Source organism: Streptomyces atroolivaceus, from assembly GCF_000717025.1.
GTDB lineage: Bacteria > Actinomycetota > Actinomycetes > Streptomycetales > Streptomycetaceae > Streptomyces > Streptomyces atroolivaceus.
Genome location: NZ_JNXG01000005.1, coordinates 228,750 through 247,912 on the forward strand (window position 1 = coordinate 228,750; position 19,163 = coordinate 247,912).

The 19,163-nt window shown below is 71.9% G+C and carries 17 protein-coding genes; 10 read left to right on the forward strand and 7 right to left on the reverse strand.

Annotated features, from left to right (window positions below):
• Nucleotides 1–16: 16 nt before the first annotated feature.
• The 5 genes from OO67_RS14260 to OO67_RS14280 form a co-directional block, all read right to left on the reverse strand.
• Nucleotides 17–850, reverse strand: a complete 834-nt coding sequence (locus OO67_RS14260) for a DUF3626 domain-containing protein (RefSeq protein ID WP_033300292.1) — start codon at nucleotides 848–850, stop codon at nucleotides 17–19.
• A gap of 446 nt (nucleotides 851–1,296) precedes the next feature.
• The gene (locus OO67_RS14265) at nucleotides 1,297–2,046 is read right to left on the reverse strand and encodes a hypothetical protein (protein ID WP_033300294.1); all 750 of its coding nucleotides are present in this window, start codon (nucleotides 2,044–2,046) and stop codon (nucleotides 1,297–1,299) included.
• 157 nt (nucleotides 2,047–2,203) lie between these two features.
• The gene (locus tag OO67_RS14270) at nucleotides 2,204–3,751 is read right to left on the reverse strand and encodes a peptidoglycan-binding protein (RefSeq protein ID WP_033300295.1); all 1,548 of its coding nucleotides are present in this window, start codon (nucleotides 3,749–3,751) and stop codon (nucleotides 2,204–2,206) included.
• Between the two features lie 213 nt (nucleotides 3,752–3,964).
• Nucleotides 3,965–4,696: a nitroreductase family protein gene (locus tag OO67_RS14275; RefSeq protein ID WP_033300296.1), complete on the reverse strand. Its 732-nt coding sequence runs from the start codon at nucleotides 4,694–4,696 to the stop codon at nucleotides 3,965–3,967.
• A 76-nt stretch (nucleotides 4,697–4,772) separates the two neighbouring features.
• The gene (locus OO67_RS14280; RefSeq protein WP_033300297.1) at nucleotides 4,773–5,216 is read right to left on the reverse strand and encodes a nitroreductase family deazaflavin-dependent oxidoreductase; all 444 of its coding nucleotides are present in this window, start codon (nucleotides 5,214–5,216) and stop codon (nucleotides 4,773–4,775) included.
• A 241-nt stretch (nucleotides 5,217–5,457) separates the two neighbouring features.
• Between OO67_RS14280 and OO67_RS14285 the strand changes: the two genes are divergently transcribed.
• The 3 genes from OO67_RS14285 to OO67_RS14295 are packed head-to-tail and all read left to right on the forward strand — an operon-like array spanning nucleotide 5,458 to nucleotide 7,931.
• On the forward strand, nucleotides 5,458–5,691 hold the full coding sequence (locus tag OO67_RS14285; RefSeq protein ID WP_033300298.1) for an acyl carrier protein: 234 nt from the start codon (nucleotides 5,458–5,460) through the stop codon (nucleotides 5,689–5,691).
• On the forward strand, nucleotides 5,688–6,962 hold the full coding sequence (locus OO67_RS14290; protein ID WP_033300299.1) for a beta-ketoacyl-[acyl-carrier-protein] synthase family protein: 1,275 nt from the start codon (nucleotides 5,688–5,690) through the stop codon (nucleotides 6,960–6,962). The genes OO67_RS14285 and OO67_RS14290 overlap by 4 nt, the downstream gene beginning before the upstream one ends.
• A 15-nt stretch (nucleotides 6,963–6,977) precedes the next feature.
• Nucleotides 6,978–7,931: an alpha/beta fold hydrolase gene (locus OO67_RS14295; RefSeq protein WP_051709376.1), complete on the forward strand. Its 954-nt coding sequence runs from the start codon at nucleotides 6,978–6,980 to the stop codon at nucleotides 7,929–7,931.
• Nucleotides 7,932–7,980: 49 nt separating this feature from the next.
• On the opposite strand, the gene OO67_RS14300 is transcribed toward OO67_RS14295, so the two are convergent.
• Nucleotides 7,981–10,395, reverse strand: coding sequence for an endonuclease/exonuclease/phosphatase family protein (locus OO67_RS14300; protein WP_033300300.1), 2,415 nt, complete (start codon nucleotides 10,393–10,395; stop codon nucleotides 7,981–7,983).
• Nucleotides 10,396–10,964: 569 nt separating this feature from the next.
• Here OO67_RS14300 and OO67_RS14305 point away from each other — a divergent pair.
• The 7 genes from OO67_RS14305 to OO67_RS14335 all read left to right on the forward strand — a co-directional run bounded on the left by OO67_RS14305 (nucleotide 10,965) and on the right by OO67_RS14335 (nucleotide 18,635).
• The gene (locus OO67_RS14305; RefSeq protein WP_033300302.1) at nucleotides 10,965–12,224 is read left to right on the forward strand and encodes an ROK family protein; all 1,260 of its coding nucleotides are present in this window, start codon (nucleotides 10,965–10,967) and stop codon (nucleotides 12,222–12,224) included.
• A 335-nt stretch (nucleotides 12,225–12,559) separates the two neighbouring features.
• Entirely contained in the window at nucleotides 12,560–13,117 is a 558-nt protein-coding gene (locus OO67_RS14310) for a flavin reductase family protein (protein WP_033300304.1), read from the forward strand.
• Between the two features lie 14 nt (nucleotides 13,118–13,131).
• Nucleotides 13,132–14,196, forward strand: a complete 1,065-nt coding sequence (locus tag OO67_RS14315) for an ABC transporter substrate-binding protein (RefSeq protein ID WP_033300440.1) — start codon at nucleotides 13,132–13,134, stop codon at nucleotides 14,194–14,196.
• On the forward strand, nucleotides 14,193–15,077 hold the full coding sequence (locus OO67_RS14320) for an ABC transporter permease (protein ID WP_033300306.1): 885 nt from the start codon (nucleotides 14,193–14,195) through the stop codon (nucleotides 15,075–15,077). The genes OO67_RS14315 and OO67_RS14320 overlap by 4 nt, the downstream gene beginning before the upstream one ends.
• On the forward strand, nucleotides 15,053–15,787 hold the full coding sequence (locus OO67_RS14325; RefSeq protein ID WP_033300308.1) for an ABC transporter ATP-binding protein: 735 nt from the start codon (nucleotides 15,053–15,055) through the stop codon (nucleotides 15,785–15,787). Before OO67_RS14320 ends, OO67_RS14325 begins: the two co-directional genes overlap by 25 nt.
• A gap of 245 nt (nucleotides 15,788–16,032) precedes the next feature.
• Nucleotides 16,033–17,421: an LLM class flavin-dependent oxidoreductase gene (locus OO67_RS14330; protein ID WP_033300310.1), complete on the forward strand. Its 1,389-nt coding sequence runs from the start codon at nucleotides 16,033–16,035 to the stop codon at nucleotides 17,419–17,421.
• Nucleotides 17,422–17,600: 179 nt separating this feature from the next.
• On the forward strand, nucleotides 17,601–18,635 hold the full coding sequence (locus OO67_RS14335; protein ID WP_033300312.1) for an aldo/keto reductase: 1,035 nt from the start codon (nucleotides 17,601–17,603) through the stop codon (nucleotides 18,633–18,635).
• On the opposite strand, the gene OO67_RS14340 is transcribed toward OO67_RS14335, so the two are convergent.
• Nucleotides 18,632–19,036: a VOC family protein gene (locus OO67_RS14340; protein WP_033300314.1), complete on the reverse strand. Its 405-nt coding sequence runs from the start codon at nucleotides 19,034–19,036 to the stop codon at nucleotides 18,632–18,634. The genes OO67_RS14335 and OO67_RS14340 overlap by 4 nt on opposite strands.
• Nucleotides 19,037–19,163 lie beyond the last annotated feature (127 nt).

The following is a 19,163-nucleotide window of genomic DNA, read 5'->3' on the forward strand; positions in this document are numbered from 1 at the left end:
CCAGGTGCCGGCACGCTCACCGCCCGAAACGCGCCAGGCAGTGCCACACGCGCTTGAGGTCCTGGGGATCGTGCCGTCCCGTCCGGACCGCCTCTCCGATGATCCGTGCGTCGAGGATCCCGTCGACAGCGAGCGCGGCGCCCAGCTCCACGTACTCCGGGCCCCGGTACTCCGGGTGGCGCCGCAACTCCTCGACGGAGAGTCGGAATCCACCGTGCCAGTCGACGGGGCAGGGCAGCGCGCGGGCGGCCTTCTCCACGTCCGTTCCCCGGAAACACGGATCGAGGACGAGGACCTCCACAAGCCCGTCGAGCCGGACCGGGCCGTGCACCTGTGCCTCGACGTAGTCGTCCAGGGCGTCCCGGCCGGCGGTCTCGGCGAGCGCGACGAGCCGGCTACCGGCCGCCGCCACACCGAAGTCGGAAGGCTCCAGGAAACTGTCCGGGTAGCAGAGCGTGGTGTGGGGCAGGGCCTCGGCGCTCAGCCTGAAATGCGCCGAGCCGAATCGGGGCGCCGCACCGTAGGGGGAGCGGCGGAAGTCCAGCGCGCCGTAGACAGGCCGCTCGTGCGCGTCCGCGCCGTCGTAGGCGCCCCCGAAGATCCGGCTCTCCCAGCGCCACCGGTCACCGCCGGGGTGCGCGGTGAGGCCGCCGTTGCTGGTGCCCGTGACGAACTGGGAGACGTACACCCCGTCCTCGGCCAGCCGCTCCAGGACCGTACGGCCCCCGCTGACGCGGTCGGGGTGGAAGTTCAGCGTCACGCGCGTCGACGGGTCCAGGGGAGGACCCGTCGACAGCGAGGCCACGTGTCTCAGCGCGCGTGTCCTCGCATCGGGGGTGTCGGCGTCCATCGGCCCAGTCTGCCCGAGCGCCGACCGCGGGAGCGGGTGGTTTTCCTACCGCCGACGGGCCGCCTTCTCCTGTGCCTTGCGCCGCGCGACGGTGTACCTCGACCAGTCCCCCCGGTGACGGTCGCACCGGGAGGCGCCCTTCATCGCCAGCCGTCGGCAGCGAGTCCCCTTCTGGGTGAGTGCTCCGCATGCCGACTGCGTACGAGCCATGTCCGACCGCCCTCCGGGTCCTGTCGGCCGGGTGCCGACACGGCTCAGATTCGTCCGTGGGGGTGGTGCGGGGGAAGGCGTGCCCGTGCCGTCCGGGTGCGCTCCGGAGCGCACGGGCGGGCGGGGCGGCGTCAGGGCGTCGCGTTTCCCCGGGCGGCGACGGCCTCCTGCTCTTCCCCGTCCCGGTGAAGGGGTGCGCACCCGGTCACCGCCGGGGCGTCCGCGAGGAGGGGGTGTCAGGTCACACCGTCGGCCGCCCGCAGCAGTCGCAGGAATGCCTTGAGGCCGGCGATGATCTCCTGGTTGTCCGTCAGGCGGTCGACCGTGGACTCGAACTCGCTGGCGAGCGCGTCGATCTTCCGGTCCGCGTCGTCCGCCCGGCCCTGGACGGAGACGTTCAACGCGTCGAGCGTTCGCCGCACTTCGGCGAGTGCCTGGTACTGCTCCTCCGCCTTCTGCTCCAGGACCCTCGCGCCGTCGTGGAGGTGATCGACGCGACTGCGCAGCTCCAGCACGTCGTCGCGCGGGAACGTCACGTCCTTGAGGAGCGTGCCCAGACGCCGTCGCAGCTGTCCGAAGTAGGCGCCCGCCGGCCGGAAGACCGTACTGAGCAGGAAGAACCCGGCGAACCAGTAGCCCGTCACAGCACCGGTCGCCGCGGTGACCGCCACGGCCAGAGCCGCCGTCAGGGCGTGCCCGCCCACGGCCACGCGGAGCATCATCCGCGCGATCCTGGACGCTTCGGCGTCCCGCTCCTCGGACACCTCCAGGCCCTTCGCCCGGCTCACGCCGATCTCGGCCAGCACGGTGTGCGCCCGGAAGTACAGATTCCACGGAACCGTCAGCAGGAGGAGCAGCCACAGCAGGCTCGCCACTCCGGCCGCCGCGCCCAGCAGCAGCGACGCCGACATGCCCGACGTGTAGGCCAGGGCCAGTGCTCCCGCCAGTATCGCCGTGGCGATCGCCGCCCCCACGAACCGTCCCATGCCGTCCCCCTCCGCCGCGCCCCCCACGGCGCATCGCACCGTGTCCGGCTGTGCCCCGCGCCTGCTCGCCCCCATCGTCCCGGCGGGGCGGGACCTGGGCATGAGTACCGCTACTCAGCGGGCAGGCGCGGGGCGCCGGAATCCGGCGCTGCGGGGATCAGCGTCCGGACTGCAGCGCGCCCCAGGTGTCGGGGCCGACGCCGCCGTCGACCGACAGGTTCCGGGTGCTCTGGTAGTCACGGACGGCCTTGTCCGTGTTCGCCCCGAAAGCCCCGTCGGCGGTCACCGTTCTGCCCAGCGCCGCGGTCAGCGCCCGCTGCAGCCGCTTGACCGCCTCGCCGGAGGAGCCCGTGGCGAGGGCGGGGGTGGTGCCCGCGGAGAGCAGCGCGGTCCAGGTCTTCGGGCCGACCATGCCGTCGGCGTCGAGGCCGCGCGCGGTCTGGAACGTCCGTACGGCACTTTCGGTGGTGGAGCCGAAGATGCCGTCCGCGGCGCCCGCCTCGTAGCCCTGCTGGTTCAGCAGTGTCTGGACCGCCTTCACCTGGGGGCCGGTCGAGCCCTTCTTCTGGGTCGTGTACGACCCGAAGCTCAGCCCGTCGGCCCCGCTGTCGGAGCCGCCGACGAGCTGCATGTAATAGGTCCAGTTCCAGTTGACGCCCGGGTCGGTGTGGTCGTTGCCGGGGGCCTCGCTGTGCCCGATGACGTGCGCCCGGTCCTTGGGGATGCCGTACCGGTCGCACAGGTGTTTCGTGAGTGCCGCCGACGAGCGGTACATCGTGTCGGTGAACCACGACGGGTCGTCGACGAAGCCCTCGTGCTCGATGCCGAGCGACGAGGCGTTCGCGCTCTTGGCGTGGTACGCGGTGTCCTTGTCGCGCACCATCTGGGTGATCTGGCCGTCCGAGGAGCGGACCACGTAGTGGGAGCTGACCTTCGACGTCGCGTTCTGGAACCAGCTGATGGTCCCGGCGTAAGAGCCCTGCGTGACGTGGACGACCACCTTGTCCACCGTCGCCGTACGGCCCGTCGCGAAGTTGGCGGAGTTGGCGGCCACCCAGAGCGCCGAAGGGTAGTCCGGGCTCGGAGCCAGGACGTCGGCCTTCGCGAGGGGGCCCTTCTCGGGGGAGACCGGGCGGGAGGTGACCGTGACCCGTTCGCCACCGGCGACGGTGGCCCGCAGCCCCTGTGCGAGGAAGGTGTAGACGGTGTCGGCGTAGAGGGCGGCGACGGCGCCTTCGGCCCCGCTGTAGCGGGCGACGGCCGGGTACCAGGCGTCGATGTCCGCCCGTTCGGTCTTGTCGAGACCCAGCGCGTCGGCGTGGCTCCGCAGCACGGCCGCTCCGCCCAGGATGTTGGTCCCGGTGTCCTTGCGCAGGTCGGCGGTGGACTTGCCCGTCAGCGCGGCGGCCTTCTCCAGGGAGTGGTTCGACGGGTTGCTGACGAGGTGCATCACGCCGAAGCCGTTGTCCTGGCTGGGGCGCCCGGCGTGTCCGTTCAGGTGCGTCTCGCCGTAGCCGACCGCGGCGAGCAGGTCACGTGGTACGTCGTACTTCCCCGCGGCCCGTTCGAAGGCCTGGTTCATGGGGTCAGAGGCCGGGGCGGGCGCGGCGGTGGCCGGATGGCCGGTGGCGACGAGGGCGGTGACGGTGAGGGAGGCCAGAACGGCTGCGTGGCCTCGGGTGTGGCCGGCGGGGCGTCGGGGCATACCTGCTCCAGGTCTGTGGGGAGAGGAAGGCCGCCGGACCGGGTTGGGGTGGGCCGAGGGCCGCTGAGCCCGCACAGGCTATCTATCTGCTCAGGGCATGACAACGATGCCTTGGCGTGTCCAAATCCCTTTCACTCCAATGGAGTTGAGGTGCAAGCGGGTGCCCGACCGGTGGCCGTCACCCCCTCGGGGGGTGACGGCGCGTGGGTGTGGCTACCAGCGGTCCCGGTGGATGACGTCGGCCACCGGCCGGCGGCGGACCGGTCCGAAGTTGCCCTGCGGCCACCCCACCGGAATGGCGGCGAAGGTGTGCGTGTCCGAGGGGATCCCGAGGGCCTTCTTCCACTCCTGCTCCAGCATCAGGTGCCAGATCGTGAGGTTGGCCGCGAGCCCCAGCGCCCGCGCCGCGAGCAGGATGTTCTGGACGCCGGGATAGACGCAGGAGCCCTCCGCGAGGGCCTGGAAGCGGGTCTGCGTGCCCGCCATGTGCTCGAGGCCCGCCGGGCCGAGCGACTCGGCATAGACGCCCAGGCCCTCCTCGTCGAACTGCGGCTCCGGGAACTTGTAACAGGGGATGATCAGAGCCGGTGTGTCCGCGAAGTGGTCGCGCTGGTGCTCGATCGCCGCCACCATCCGCCCGTACGCCGCGCCGTCCATGCCCTTCGGCGCGTGCTTGCCGGTCGTCGCGAGGTAGGCGTCGACACACCGCTTCCAGAGCGGGGCCAGCTCGGCCATCATGGCGCGGTCGGTGACGACCACGTACTCGTAGCACTGCATGTTGCCGCCGCTCGGCCCCCAGACGGCGGCCTGGACGAGCTGGTCGATCGTCTCGTCCGGTACGGGGTCCGGCTTGAGGCGGCGCATGGCGCGCATCGTGGACATGGTCGGGAAGAGGGCGGGCCCGTCGGGGGCGGGCGCGTCGGCGTACACCGTTTCGAAGGTCATGATCGCGGAGTGTACGGCTCAATACCGGTCACGGGGAGCCCTGTTGGTGCCTCGTTCCGCCACGGTCCGGCGCAGGTCAGCGCCGTCGGAGCCGGACCACGGGGATGTCGCGGTCCGTCCCCGCCCGGTACTGGGCGTACCGGGGGAAGACCTCCACCAGATGGGGCCACACCCGCTCCTTCTCCTCGGCGGAGAGCGTCTCGGCCAGGGCCGGGAAGCGTTCCGTGCCCACCCGGACGTCCACGGCGGGGCCGGCCAGCAGATTCAGGTACCAGAGGGGGTGATGGTCCGAGCCGCCGTTCGACGCGACTATCAGATAGCCGTCACCGTCCCGTCCGTACATCAGCACCGTCCGCCGCACCGCGCCGCTGCGCCGGCCGACGTAGTCCAGCAGCAGACAGGGGACGCCGAGCTGGGTGGTGCCCTTCGTCCCGCCCGACGACTCGTACAACTCCGCCTGCGCGGCCACCCACTTGGCCGGGCTCGTCCGTACCGCTCCGTCGTGCTGCTTCCTCGCCACGGCCGCCTCGTCCTCCGGTGGGTCCTCATGTCCGTACGTCCGTGCCCATCGTGTCACCCCCCGCCGCGGTGCGGCGGAATCGCACACCTGGCCGTCCCCCCTCCTCACGGGGGAACGGGGTCGGGAACCGCCGGCCCGAAGGCGTATAAAGGGTCCCTCCCGAGCAGCCGGCGTCCCCGATGGCCATCTCACCCCCCACGCGGCCGGCGTCACCGCGTACCGAGAGCGGAGGAGCGTCCCCATGAGCACCTCGGAAGAGATCAGCGCCTTGCTCGTCACCAGGTTCGGAACGGATCCGGAGGCCATCCGGCCCGAGGTGCCGCTCCGGCAGCTGCGGCTGGACTCGCTCGCCCTGGAGGAGCTCCGGCTCCTCATCGAGGACCGGATGGACGTCGATCTCGAGGACGTCGTCCTGTCGTCGCGCGACACCCTCGGCCACCTGGTCGCGGCCGTGCGCAGCAAGGCCGGCGCGTGACGGGCCGGGGGCCGTTCGCACGCGGGTCCACAGAGCCGGCCGTCGTGCCGTTCAGCGCCGCGGTCACCGGCATCGGCCTGGTCACCGCAGCCGGCGTGGGGATCGAGGAGGCATGGCAGGGCGTGTGCGGCACCGGGGCCGCCCCCTCGGTGCCGCACCTGCCGGAACTCGACGGACTGCCCTGCGACTTCATGTACACCGTCGACTCCCTGGACACGAAGGCCGCCCTGGGCGTGGCCGCACAGCGGCTGATGGACCGCTTCTCGCAGCTCGCCGTGATCGCCGCGCGCGAGGCGGTCGCGGACGCCGGACTCGACACCTCGGTCTGGGACAGCGGACGGGTCGCCGTCGTCATCGGCTCCGCCCACGGCGGCCTGCCGTTCTACGACGAACAGCACACCACCCTCACCGAGCGCGGCGCGCGGCGTGTCTCCCCGAAGCTCGCCCCGCTGAGTGTCGTCAATGGCGCCGCCAGCAGCGTCGCCATGGACCTGGGGGTGCACGGCCCGAGCCAGGCCGTGTCCACGGCCTGTTCGTCGGGCACCGTGGCCATCGGCACGGCCCACCAGATGCTCCGCACCGGGGCCTGCGACATCGTCGTCGCGGGCGGCGCCGAATCGGTGCGCTCCCGGCTGCTGATCGCCAGTGCCTGCCAGATGCGGGCCGTCTCCACACGCCGCGACGACCCCCGGGCCGCCTGCCGTCCCTTCGACACGCACCGCGACGGATTCGTCGTCGGCGAGGGTGCCGGCCTCCTCGTCATGGAACGCCCCGAGCACGCCCGGGCGCGCGGTGCCGTCGTCCGCGCCCGTGTCGCCGGCTACGGGGCCTCCAGCGACGCGTACTCCGCCGTCGCCCCGGACCCGGACGGCCTCGGCATCGAGCGGGCGCTGCGCACCGCCCTGGCCGACGCCGGTGCCGGCGCCGCCGACATCGGCCACGTCAACTCCCACGGGACGTCGACGGTCGCCAACGACCTCATCGAGGCGACCATGCTGCGCCGCGTCCTCGGTGAGCATCCCCTCGTCACGTCGACGAAGGCCATGACCGGACACACCCTGGGGGCGGCGGGCGGCATCGAGACGGCCCTGACCGTCCTCGCCCTCCAGCACCAGCTCGTCCCGCCGACCGTCAACCTCGACGCCCCCGACCCCGCGATCCCGGTCGAGGTGGTGAGCAAGGAGGCCAGGCACGCCGCGTTCGACTGCGCCGTCAAGACCTCGCTCGGCTTCGGCGGACACAACGCGGCACTCGTCCTCACCAGGGCCTGACGGAAGAGGAGCACCGTGCCCGAGGAGATCATCCGGTCCCTGACCGTGGACGGACTGCGTTACGGCTATCGTCTTCTGCCCCGTGACCCGGCCGTCGGCGGAGCACCCGTCACCGAGCCGGTCCTCGTGATCGGCGGCGCGCTGCAGGGCATGTTCGGCTGGCCGCAGATGGACGACCATCTGGGCCCGGTGGCCGATGTGGTGACCGCCGACCTCCCCGGGATGGGCACGGCGGACCCCCTGCCACCCGGCCCCGGTGCCCCGGTCCTGCGTGCGGCGGTCACCGGGATCATCGACGATCTGGGCGCCTCCCGGATCAATCTCTTCGGCTTCTCCTACGGTGCGGCCATCGCCTTCGGCTGCGCACAGCACGACCCGGGGCGGATCGCCCGGCTCGTCCTCGGAGGTGTCCCCACCCATGTCGGTGAGGACCGGCGGACCTACTGGCGCCGGGCGACGCAGGCCCTGGACGGGGGGGACGCCGAGTCCTTCGCGACGCTGGCCGCCGACGGGCTGATGTGCCTGGACCCGGAGCGGCACGTGCACCGCAGGGAGCTCGCCCGGCGCTATGTGCGGCGCTCGTTCCTGCACGCGCTCGCCCACTCGCCCCACGCCGCCGACTCGCTGCGGCGGGCGCTGGGGGACCGGCCGGACTTCTCCGGCGGGCTGTCCGGCGTACCCGCCCTGGTCTTCGCCGGGGAGCACGACACGGTGACGTCGCCGGAGCTCCAGCGGGAGTTCGCCGGGACGATCGAGGGCAGCCGGTTCCTCACCCTCCCGGAATCCGACCACTGGGTCGTGCTGGAGCGGTCCGAAGAGGTCGCCGCCCTCGTGACCCGCTTCTTCACGGACCAGCCGCTCGATCCTGGCGAGGCCCGGCTGCCGCGCCAGGCGCGGGCCGGGCGGAGCGCCCCGGCAGAGCCCGCCCCCCCTCCGTTCCGGCCTCCCGGTCCGCCCGCACCGCGGTGAGCGACCCCGGCCGTGGTGGCGGCCCTTCCGGGGCCGCCACCCGGTCGTGTCAGTGCCGGTGGCCGTGCCCCTTCACGTCGATCCGCACGATCTGCGGGTCGTGGTCGCTCGCCTGGTCGGCGAATTCCGCGTTGATGTGCACCACGTCGTAGTCGAAACGGCGGATCGCGGGGCTGGTCAGGATGTGGTCCAGCGTCTGCGAGTTGCCGTCGTAGACGTAGCTGTACCGCTCGCCCGCGGGCAGCGTCGTGATCAGTGGCTTGAGCACCTTGCCACTGGTCAGCGCCTTCATCGTGGGGGAGAAGGCGAAGTCGTTCAGATCGCCGAGCGTCACGACCCGGGCCGACCTGTCCGCCTTCAGCAGCGAGGTGACGAAGGTGTTGACCTCCGACGCCTGCCGCACGCGCTGCGTCTCCGAGGTGCGCGCCGGCTCCTGGTACCGGCCGTGCAGGGACTGGTCGCCGCCCTTGGACGCGAAGTGGTTGCCGATGACGAAGACGGTCTCGCCACGGAAGCGGAACTCGCCCACCAGCGGCTTGCGGCTGCTGTCCCAGGCCGTGCTCGTGGGGTTGACACGGCCGGGGGAGACGGAGAGCGCGGCACCCTTCTTCGTCTTCACCGCCTGCACGGCGGTGGTCGCGTCGCCGCCCGCACGGTCCACGAAGTCGACCCGGTCGGGGTTGAAGAGGAACACGTTACGGATGTTGCCGCCGGGCTCCCCGCCGTCCCGCCCGTCCTGGGGGGCCACGTAGCGCCAGGCGTAGCGGGGGCCGCCCGCGGCGACGATCGCGTCCGTGAAGCGCTCGAGCGTCGCCTCGGAACCCACGGTGCCGTCGTTCACCGCACCGTTGTCGTCCTGGATCTCCTCCAGCGACACGACGTCCGGGGACGCGAGGCTGACCGCCACACCCTCGGCGAGCGTGTCGAACTTGGCCTGCGCGTCGGCCGCGTCGAGGTTCTCCACGTTGTAGGTGGCGACGGCGAGCTCCTTGCGCTTCTGCTTCCGCGTCACCTCGCGCTCCAGGCCGTTGTCCTCCAGCGCGCCCAGCTCGGTGGCCTGCACGTTGTAGCCGCCGTACGACGCGTAGTCGACGACGCCCGTGGTGGAGCCGGACAGCACGTCGCCCACATCCGCGACCGGCACGGGCTGCGCGGCGTCCAGCGACATCACCTTGAGGCGGCCGGTGTTCTGGTCGTCGTAGGAGGCGTACAGGGTGCCGCCACGCCGGGTCGGGTTCTCGCGCGGCTTCACCGTCACCCAGACCTCGTCGTACGCGGTCGTCGCACCCGTCACCCGGGTGTCGGACATCGTGACGCGGGCGCCTTCGAGCGACTCGTAGAGGTCCAGGGCGTACGCCGCCGGGTCGAGCGCGAGCGCCTCGACCGAACCACCGCCGGCCGTCGGCACATAGGCGTCCGGAACCGACGCGGCATCGAGGACGACCGCCTCCGGCAGGACGTTGCCCGAGGAGAGGACCGTGGTCAGCGGGGCGGTGATCTGGGTGAGCGACTGGGCGCCGGTGGCCGGGTAGTACTCGGCCACCTTGCCGCTGACCAGCACCGAGTCGCCTACCGCGACGGCGGGGGCCGTCGAGCCGGTGTAGACGAACAGGCCCTCGCTCGTGCGGGCGTCCTCGTCCGGCGCGGTGTCCTGGATCCAGAAGCCGCGGGAACCCGAGGTCCGTACGCCGGTGACGACGCCGGGGACCCCGGTGACCGGCTGCCCGGCGAGCGGGGACAGACGGGTCGTGCCCTGGATGTCGTGGACCCGCACCGTGCCGGGCTCGGTCGGCCCGCCGGGCTCGCCCGGCCCGGAGCCGCCGGAGGTCTCGCCCGCCGCGTTGACGGGCGTCGGAGTCCCGGCGGTCAGGTCCGCGGCGTTGTCGTCCGTGTCCGCGAGAGTCGCGCCACGCGCCACGGAGGCCCCGGCGGAGGCGCCCGTCACCGGGCCGCCGCCCTCGCGCACGACGGCGGAGCCGTAGCCGACGAGATCGACGATCCGGGTGTCGGCGGCGCAGTCCGCAGCGGTCCTGCAGGTCAGGGGGGTGGTTCCGGAAACCAGCGCGACGGTGCCGCTCGCCGCGGACATCGCCGTGGTGCCGGTGGCGTCCGGAGTCGGCAGGGCCACCGTGCCGCCGGCGCCCGTGGCCTGCGCGACGAGGTAGCGGCCGCCCGGCGCGACGGCGCCGGACAGCTCGGAGACCTGCCACACCGATCCGGCGGAGGGGGTGCCCGGCAGGTACTGGACGCTGAAGCCGGACAGGCCGAAGGAGCTCCCGCCGGCGTTGGCCAGCTCGATGTAGTCGCGGGTGAGCGTCGCACCGGAGTTGCCCCCGCCGCCGTACACCTCGGAGATGACGGCCGACGACGACGGTGCCGCGAAGGCGGCGGGCAGCGCGGTCACCGACAGGGTCACGGCGACGGCGGTGGCCAGCAGAGCGGAACCGGGTCTGGCTATGTGCACGGGAACTGCCCCCAAATGTGTAGTGAGGGGCCAAAAACTATGCGCGTAGACCGGTCGTGGCAAGAGACCTGAGGTTAATTCCGGGCGTCATCCCCCCACTTGCGTCCACCAGTTCGACGACGGGCGGGCCGCTCACTCCTCGCACCTTCGCACGCCCCTACGCCCCGAGCGCCCGCTGGGCGGTCGAGCGGCGCGATGACCTGTGGTGCCCGTGGAGTGCCGGAGGGCGGGGCATCGGCCGGCCGTCCGCACGGGAGTCCACCATGCGGTCAGGTGTTTGACCGGCTTACGGCGTTCCGGATACGTTGCGTGACATGCAGCGATCCGCACACCTGACGACGCGAGGTCATGTCGACCTGAAGCGCGTGTGCTCCGCGGCGTGTCACCGGGACTGAGCACCCGTAAGTCCGCGCGCCCCTCGGAGGTCCCGTCCTCCCCGTCTTCGCGCAGGACGCCCCGCCACGGACCGGCGAGACTCCGGACGGCATGCTGCCGCCGGGTTCGTCAGGAGGACCCCGCTCCCGGGTACTCACCTCCACACCCGCTGTCATCGAGGACCTGGAAGACCTGTGACACGTCTGCCTGCGCCCACCCGCCCCCGGCCCCCGCGCCGCTCCGAGATCCCCGCGCCCGGACGCGCACGCCGCCCTTCAGGCACGGGATCGGTGCTGGGTGCGATCCTCGACCACGGCCCGGTGGCCCGGTCCACCGTAGCCAGGCTCACCGGCCTCTCGCCCGCCGCGGTGACCGGACACGCGGCACAGCTCCTGTCCCGCGGCCTGGTCCGGCAGAGCGCCGAGACGACCGGACCGCGCGGGCTCGGACGCCCTCACGTGCCTCTGGAGATCGACACCTCCCGCTTCCTGGTGGCGGGGGCCCACATCGCGGTCGCGCACTCGACGGTGGCCCTGATGGACCTGCGCGGCCGGGTCGTGGCCGAGGAGCGCAGGCCGCACACCGACACCAACCCCCACCGGATCCTCGACGGCCTGGGCGCCCGGCTGCCCCTGCTGACGGCCGCTCACGCGGCCGGCCGGCAGGTGCTGGCGCTGGGTGTCGCCACCGGGCACCGGGTGGACCCCGCCGCCGGAGTCGTCGTGGAGCACCCGCACCTCGGCTGGCGCGCCGTTCCCGTACGCGAGATCCTCACCGCTGCGACCGGACTCCCGGTCCATGTGGACAGTCATTCGCGGGCGTTGGCGCGGGCGGAGCAGATGTTCGGCGAGGTGTCGACCCGGCGCAGCACGGTGCTGCTCTTCGTCGGCGCGGTCGTCGACGCGGCGTTCGCGACCTCCGGTGAACTGCACCGGGGGCCGCGCTCGGGCGCGGGCAGTGTGGCCCATCTCCCCCTGGGGGCGGGCGGTTCGGGCGATGCGGAACCCTGTAGGTGCGGGCGCACCGGGTGCCTGCAGTCCGAGGTCTCCGAGCGGGCCATGGTCCGCCGTGCCGCCGAACAGGGCCTGCACGCGGCGACGTTCCAGGAGCTGCTGGATCACGCCATGGCCGGGGAGGCGCGCGCCGTGGAGCTGTTCCGCCGCCGCGCCCGGCTGGTGGGCAGGGCCGCGGCGCTGCTCCTGGACATGTTCGACCCCGAATGCCTGGTGGTGGTCGAGCCCGGGGCGGGCCGGCTGCCGGAATGTCTCGCCGACCTCCGGGAAGAGGTGGCGATGCGCTCCTGGGTATGCGACGACCCGGAACGGGCCGTCGTGCCCAGCAGCTTCACCGGATCGGTGCTGGCCACGGCGGGCGGCGCGGTGGCGCTGGACGCCCTGTACGCAGACCCGCTGGGCCCGTGGCCCGCGCTGCCCGCGCTGCCCGCGGTGTCCTGACGTCCGCGGAACCCCGCTTTAATTCAGAACGTTGCATTGTTGACCGGCCGCAAACCGCACGGGAAGATGGTTTCATGACCAGCCGACAGCGGAATTCGGAGCCAGCGCCCACACCGGCGCGTTCCTGCCGCACGGCCGCGCCGACGAGCGGAATCGCCCGGCGTACCTGTTGTCGCCCCTGTCCGGGTAATCGATAACCCGCAGTTGAATTGCCGGGCGGTCCGCACTCGTGCGTGATTTCCTTCCGCCCGTGTCCCCGTGCACCCTCATGCACTTCCGTAAGCCGTCGCGCGATTCCGCACGCCCGCTTCTCGCCTTTCGACCGGGGAGAGACATTGACCGTCACCGTGTCCTCGTACGCCGCCGTCCAACCGTCCGAACCCGCCGCGACCGCAGCCGTCCCCGGCATCGCGCCGGAGCGTTTCAAACAGGCCTTCCGCAGGTATCCGGCGGGCGTGGTCGTGGTCACCGCCGACGCCGGCCTCGGGCCGGTGGGGTTCACCGCCACGTCGCTGAGTTCACTGTCCCTGGCCCCACCGCTCGTCTCCTTCGGCATAGGGACGTCCGCCTCGTCCTGGCCGCACGTCGAGCGCGCCTCCAGCGCCGTCGTGAACTTCCTCGGTGTCGAACAGCAGCAGGTGGCCACCACGTTCGCCACCAGTGGTGTCGACCGGTTCGCGGCCCCGACCCGCTGGCGTCGGCTCCCCGGCGGGGAGCCCGTGCTCGACGGGGTGACCGGCTGGCTGCGGCTCACCGTCCAGACCATCGTCCCGGCCGGCGACCACCGCATCGTCATCGCCAGGGTCGAGGAGTCCTGGCTGGACGAGGGGCGTAGCCCGCTGCTCTTCCACGACGGCTCCTACCATTCCATCCGCCCCGCGCCCGATCAGTGATCAGGAATTTCACGATGACACGCCATGACAACAGGCGGGCCCTGGCCCGGAGGTCTTTTCTCGCTCTTGCGGGAGGCACCGTACTGAGCCTTGCCGCATGCTCGCCCCAGGTGAAATCCGTAGCCGGTGCGGCACCCGCCGGTGCCCTTCCGTCCGGAAACCCGGCGGCCGGGACGAAGCTGAAGATCGCCGCCCGTTCGGCGCAACTCCAGCTGAAGCCCGCAGGACTCGCGAAGGAACTTCCGTTCACCGTCACCGAGTGGCCGAACCTTTCCGCGGGGCCCGATATCATCCAGGGTTTCCGTGCGAAATCCATTGATCTGGCAACGAACGCCGGGATTCCGCCGATCCAGGCGCACGCCATAGGTGTCCAGGCGAAGATCGTCGCCGTTCAGGTCCGCCGCCACCCGCTCTACACCTTCGCGACGGCCCCCGGCTCGTCCATCACGAAGGCCCAGGACTTCCGGGGGAAGAAGATCGGGTTCTCCCAGGGCCAGGCCCAGGGCGTCGTCGTCCTGCGCGCGCTCAAGGAAGCCGGACTGAAGAACTCCGACGTCGAGCTGGTCGCCCTGCCCAGCACCCAGTTCCTCACCGCCCTGCAGTCCGCACAGGTCGACGTCGCGCCGCTGGGCGAGCCCACCCTGACGAAGTACCTCGACCAGTACGGCAAGGACGGCGCCCGCGGGGTGAAGACGGAGGTCGTCGACCTGCTGACCGTGCTCTGGGCGCCGCACGAGGTCCTCGACGACCCGGAGAAGGCCAAGGCCGTACGCAGCTTCGTACCGCTGTGGGCGCGCGGCCAGGTGTGGGCCTGGGAGAACCAGGACGAGTGGATCGACACGTACTACGTGAAGGACCAGGGCGTGTCGAAGGAGGACGGCCGGCGCATCGTCGACTCCCAGCACAAGCCGCAGTTCCCGGTGAGCTGGGACGAGGCCCTCGCCTGGGAACAGGAGACCGCCGATCTGCTGGCCGAAGGAGGCTTCGTACCGAAGCAGAAGGCCTCCGAACTGTTCGACCGCCGATTCGAAGGGCTGGCGGCACAGGCCGTGGCCGCCGAGTACCGGGAGGGGTCATGACCGATCTGCTGGCGAAGGCACGGACGGCCGACACGGAGACGGTGACGCCGCAGCCGGGGGGACCACGGAACACCGAGGGGACGGCGCGTGTCTCGAAGGGCACCCGCCGGCGTCTCGGACCGGGGCGGGCGCTGCCCTTCGGACGGCTGATCGGCCCGGCGCTGCTCGTGCTCGCCTGGTGGGCCGCCTCCGCGTCCGGCCACCTCGATCCCCGGATCCTGTCCTCGCCCGGCACGGTGCTCGCCACCGCGGGCGACCTGGTCGCCACCGGGCGCCTCCAGGACAACGTACTGATCTCGCTCCAGCGCGCCGGTCTCGGCCTGTTCTTCGGAGTGACGGCCGGCGTGATCCTTGCCGTCGCGGCGGGGCTGAGCCGCGGTGGTGAATACCTGCTGGACGGGCCGCTCCAGATCAAGCGGGCCATCCCCTCCCTCGCCATGCTCCCGCTGCTGATCCTGTGGCTCGGCATCGGTGAGCAGATGAAGGTCACCGTGATCGCGCTCGGCGTCGCGGTGAACATGTACATCAACACATACGCCTCGCTGACCGGCATCGACAGCAGGTACGTCGAACTGGCCGAAGGACTCGACCTGAACCGTGCGACGTTCATCCGCAAGGTGGTCGTACCCGGCTCGCTGCCCGGCTTCTTCGTCGGCCTGCGGCTCGGCGTCACCTCGTCCTGGCTCGGCCTCATCGTGGTCGAACAGATCAACGCCACCAGCGGCATCGGCTACATGATGTTCCAGGCCCAGCAGTACGCCCAGTCCGACGTGATCATCGTGGGGCTGGTGGCCTACGTGATCTTCGGCTTCGCCTCGGACGCGGCGGTACGCGCAGTCGAAAGGAAGGCCCTCTCATGGCGACGCACACTGGCGGGCTGACGGAAGCCCGGCCCGCGATCCGCACCTCCGGGCTCGTACGGCGGTTCGGTGACCGGGACGTCCTCAAGAACCTCGATCTCACGGTGCCACAAGGGGAGTTCACCGCGCTCCTCGGCCGCAGCGGCTCCGGCAAGTCCACCCTGCTGCGCGCCGTCGCCCGTCTCGACCACACCGTCGAGGGGTCCGGCGAACTCTCCGTACCCGACCGGGTCTCGCTCTCCTTCCAGGACTCCCGGCTGCTGCCCTGGCTGAGGGTGCTCGACAACGTCGTCCTCGGACTGCGCGGCCCCGGCGCCCGTGAGCGGGGTCTCACGGCGCTCGCCGAGGTCGGCCTGGAGGGCCGCGACCGCTCCTGGCCCCATGAGCTGTCCGGCGGTGAACAGCAGCGCGCCGCGCTGGCCCGCGCCCTCGTTCGCGACCCCGAACTCCTGTTGGCGGACGAACCGTTCGGCGCCCTCGACGCACTGACCCGGATCAGGATGCACGACCTGCTGCGCGAGCTGTACGAACGCCACCGCCCCGCGGTGCTGCTGGTCACCCACGACGTCGACGAGGCCGTGGAGCTCGCCGACCGGGTCCTCGTCCTGGAGGACGGGCTCATCTCCGTCGACCTCAGGATCGACCTGCCGTCCCCGCGCTCCCGCCGCGAACCGCGCTTCCAGGAGTACCGCGACACCCTGCTGGCCGCCCTCGGCGTGGCTCAGCCGTAGGGCCTCTCGTCCGGATCGTGCCCCGGTCCGCGGGCCCTGGCGCAGCACCTCGCTGGGTTGTCGCCGATCTTTCCCGCGCTCCCGGCCCCGCCCGAGCGGGGGAGGCCCCAGCCGCTCCGCGTCGCCTCGATCCTCCGCCCCGCGCGCTGCGCGGCACCGGACCCCGCGCCCTGATCCGGCCCGCCCCGGACGAAGACCCCACCTCACGCACCGATCTTCCGAGATCCTCCGAGGAGAAGACACCCATGCCGCGCAAGCAGCTCCATCTGAACGCCTTCCTGATGTCCACCGGCCACCACGAGGCGTCATGGCGGCTCCCCGAGAGCCACGCCGAAGCCAACTCCGACCTGGAGCACTACAAGAACCTGGCCCGCATCGCCGAACGCGGCCTCCTGGACTCCCTGTTCTTCGCCGACGGACCCGTCCTCATGGGCGACCCCGGCCGGCGGCCCGCCGCCAAGCTCGAGCCCACCGTGCTGCTCACCGCGCTCGCCGGGGTCACCGAGCGCATCGGCCTGATCGCCACCGCCTCCACCAGCTACAACGAGCCGTACAACCTGGCCCGCCGGTTCGCCTCGCTGGACCACATCTCCGGCGGCCGGGCCGGCTGGAACATCGTCACCACCGCCGGTGCCGACGCGGCCCGCAACTTCGGTCTCGACGACACCCCCCTGCACCGTGACCGCTACCGCCGCGCCGCCGAGTTCGTGGAGGTGTCGACGAAGCTCTGGGACAGTTGGGCGGACGACGCGGTCGTGGCCGACAAGGAGGCCGGGATCCACGCCCTGGCCGACCGGGTGCGCGGCATCGGACACACCGGCGAGTTCTTCCGCGTCGACGGCCCGCTGAACGTCCAACGGCCGCCACAGGGATACCCGTTGCTCGTGCAGGCCGGATCGAGCGAAAGCGGCAAGGACTTCGCGGCCCGCTACGCGGAGGCGGTCTTCACCGCGCAGCAGACCCTCGAGGAGGGCGTCGCCTTCTACAAGGACGTCAAGCGGCGTGCCGAGGTGCTGGGCCGTGATCCCGACGGCGTCAAGATCCTGCCCGGCATCGTCCCGGTCATCGGCGACACCGAGGCCGAGGCGCTGGAACTGGACGCCGAACTCGACCGGCTCATCGTGCCGGAGTACGCCAAGCGCCAGCTGGCCAGGACGCTGAAGCTCGACCCGGACGAGCTGCACCTCGACCGGGAGCTGCCGGACGGCCTGCCCGAGGAGGACGAGATCGAGGGGGCCAAGAGCCGCTACACCCTGATCGTGGAGCTCGCCCGGCGCGAGAGACTGACGGTTCGACAGCTCATCGGCCGGCTCGGCGGCGGGCGCGGGCACCGGACCTTCGCCGGAACCGCCGTGCAGGTCGCCGACACCATCGAGCACTGGTACGACAGCGGGGCGGCCGACGGCTTCAACATCATGCCCGCCGTACTTCCGTCCGGGCTGGAGGTCTTCGTCGACCGGGTCGTCCCGATCCTCCAGGAGCGGGGGCTGTTCCGCACGGAGTACACCGGAGCGACCCTCCGCGAGCACTACGGCCTGCCGAGGCCGGCGAACCGGCTGTTCGACACCGTGGACACCGTGGACACCGGCGCGGGCCACACCGGCATCGCACTCGCCTCGGCGACGGCCCGGTGACCGGCCGGCCCGCCACGTAGCGGCCTCCGCGCCCGACCTGGCGGGCGCGGAGGCGGCCCGCGAGTGCGGGACGTGCCCCCGCTGCCGGCGGCCGCCCGGCAGCGGGGCGTCCCCTCACCGGCGGCCGTACCCCCGGCCGCCCGCCCCACCACCGATGAACTGATCGAGGAGAACGCGAGATGACGGAGTACCGCACCCTCGGGCGCACCGGCGTGAAGGTCAGCCCGCTGGCCCTCGGCACCATGATGTTCGGCCCCCGCGGCAACCCCGACCACGACGACAGCGTCCGGATCATCCACCACGCGCTGGACTCGGGCATCAACTTCGTCGACACCGCCGACGTCTACTCCGCCGGCGAGTCGGAGACCATCGTCGGCAAGGCCCTCGCCGGCGGCCGGCGTGACGACGTGGTGCTGGCCACCAAATTCCACGGCAGTCTCGGCGACGATCCCAACGAGCGGGGCAACAGCCGCCGCTGGATCATCCGCGAGGTCGAGAACAGCCTCCGCAGGCTCGGTACCGACTGGATCGACCTCTACCAGGTGCACCGTCCCGAGCCGGGCACCGACTTCGACGAGACCCTCGGCGCGCTCTCCGACCTGGTCCACCAGGGCAAGATCCGCTACATCGGGACATCGACCTTCGAGCCTTCCGCGATCGTCGAGGGCCAGTGGCTCGCCGAGCGCCGGGGCCGCGAACGCGTCGTCGCCGAGCAGCCCCCGTACTCCCTGCTGGCCCGTGGCATCGAGCGCGAGGTCCTGCCGGTGGCCCAGCGCTACGGCCTCGGGGTGCTGTCCTGGAGCCCCCTGGCCGGAGGCTGGCTCTCCGGGCGTTACCGCGCCGACGCGGAGCAGCCCACCTCCAGCCGGGCCGGCCGGCAGGCGGCCCGCTTCGACATCTCCGCGCCGGAGAACGCGGCCAAGCTCGCCGCCGCGGAGGCTCTGGCCCGGCTGGCCGAGGAGGCCGGACTGACCCTCGTGGAGCTCGCCCTGGCCTTCGTGCTCGAACACCCGGCCGTCACGTCGGCGATCATCGGCCCGCGCACCTTCGAACAGCTGGACAGTCAGCTGGGTGCGGACAAGGTGAAGCTGAGCCGGGACGTGCTGGACCGCATCGACGAGATCGTCCCGCCCGGCACCAGCCTGTCGGCGCGCGACACCGGATACACCCCGCCGTCGCTCACCGACCCGGCGCTGCGCCGCCGTTCCTCCTAGCGGTCCTCCGCCTGCCGAGCCGGATACACGGACAGGGAGAAGGAATGCCCGGCCGGATCGTTGTAGACGCGGACGTCACGTGGGCCGCTGTTGCTGTCCCCCGTGTCCACGGGCCGGGCGCCGAGGCCGATCGCCTCGCGCTCGGCCTCGTCCATGTCTCCCGGGTCCACCAGGATGCGCAGATGTGCCTGCAGCGAGTCCTCAGGGCGCGGCCAGCTCGGCGGCGCGTAGCCGTGGTCGCGGCGGACGGCCAGGTGCACGCCGGTGTTGCCGACGATCTCGACGAAGTCGGGATCGCTCCCGATCCGCGTCTCCGCGCCGAGGAGGTTCGCATAGAAGTCCGCGAGCTCGAGGGGCTCGGCACAGTCCAGAACCAGAACGCTCGTTTTGCCGACAGTCATGAAGATGCGGTACCCCCGATGGCGCAGAGCACGCCGGACGGATGCCGTCCGCCGCCGGCAGGGGCGCGCCGCGCCGCCGCCCGGCGCGCCCGGGAGGAGGAGCGGGCGGGCGCGAACTAGGGTGCGG

Excerpts from the sequence above, each read along its gene's own strand:
- OO67_RS14270 (WP_033300295.1), bottom strand. The coding sequence starts at position 3,751 with ATGCCCCGACGCCCCGCCGGCCACACCCGAGGCCACGCAGCCGTTCTG.
- OO67_RS14265 (WP_033300294.1), bottom strand. The coding sequence starts at position 2,046 with ATGGGACGGTTCGTGGGGGCGGCGATCGCCACGGCGATACTGGCGGGA.
- OO67_RS14335 (WP_033300312.1), top strand. The coding sequence starts at position 17,601 with ATGACGGAGTACCGCACCCTCGGGCGCACCGGCGTGAAGGTCAGCCCG.
- OO67_RS14275 (WP_033300296.1), bottom strand. The coding sequence starts at position 4,696 with ATGACCTTCGAAACGGTGTACGCCGACGCGCCCGCCCCCGACGGGCCC.
- OO67_RS14260 (WP_033300292.1), bottom strand. The coding sequence starts at position 850 with ATGGACGCCGACACCCCCGATGCGAGGACACGCGCGCTGAGACACGTG.
- OO67_RS14330 (WP_033300310.1), top strand. The coding sequence starts at position 16,033 with ATGCCGCGCAAGCAGCTCCATCTGAACGCCTTCCTGATGTCCACCGGC.
- OO67_RS14315 (WP_033300440.1), top strand. The coding sequence starts at position 13,132 with ATGACACGCCATGACAACAGGCGGGCCCTGGCCCGGAGGTCTTTTCTC.
- OO67_RS14340 (WP_033300314.1), bottom strand. The coding sequence starts at position 19,036 with ATGACTGTCGGCAAAACGAGCGTTCTGGTTCTGGACTGTGCCGAGCCC.
- OO67_RS14320 (WP_033300306.1), top strand. The coding sequence starts at position 14,193 with ATGACCGATCTGCTGGCGAAGGCACGGACGGCCGACACGGAGACGGTG.
- OO67_RS14325 (WP_033300308.1), top strand. The coding sequence starts at position 15,053 with ATGGCGACGCACACTGGCGGGCTGACGGAAGCCCGGCCCGCGATCCGC.
- OO67_RS14285 (WP_033300298.1), top strand. The coding sequence starts at position 5,458 with ATGAGCACCTCGGAAGAGATCAGCGCCTTGCTCGTCACCAGGTTCGGA.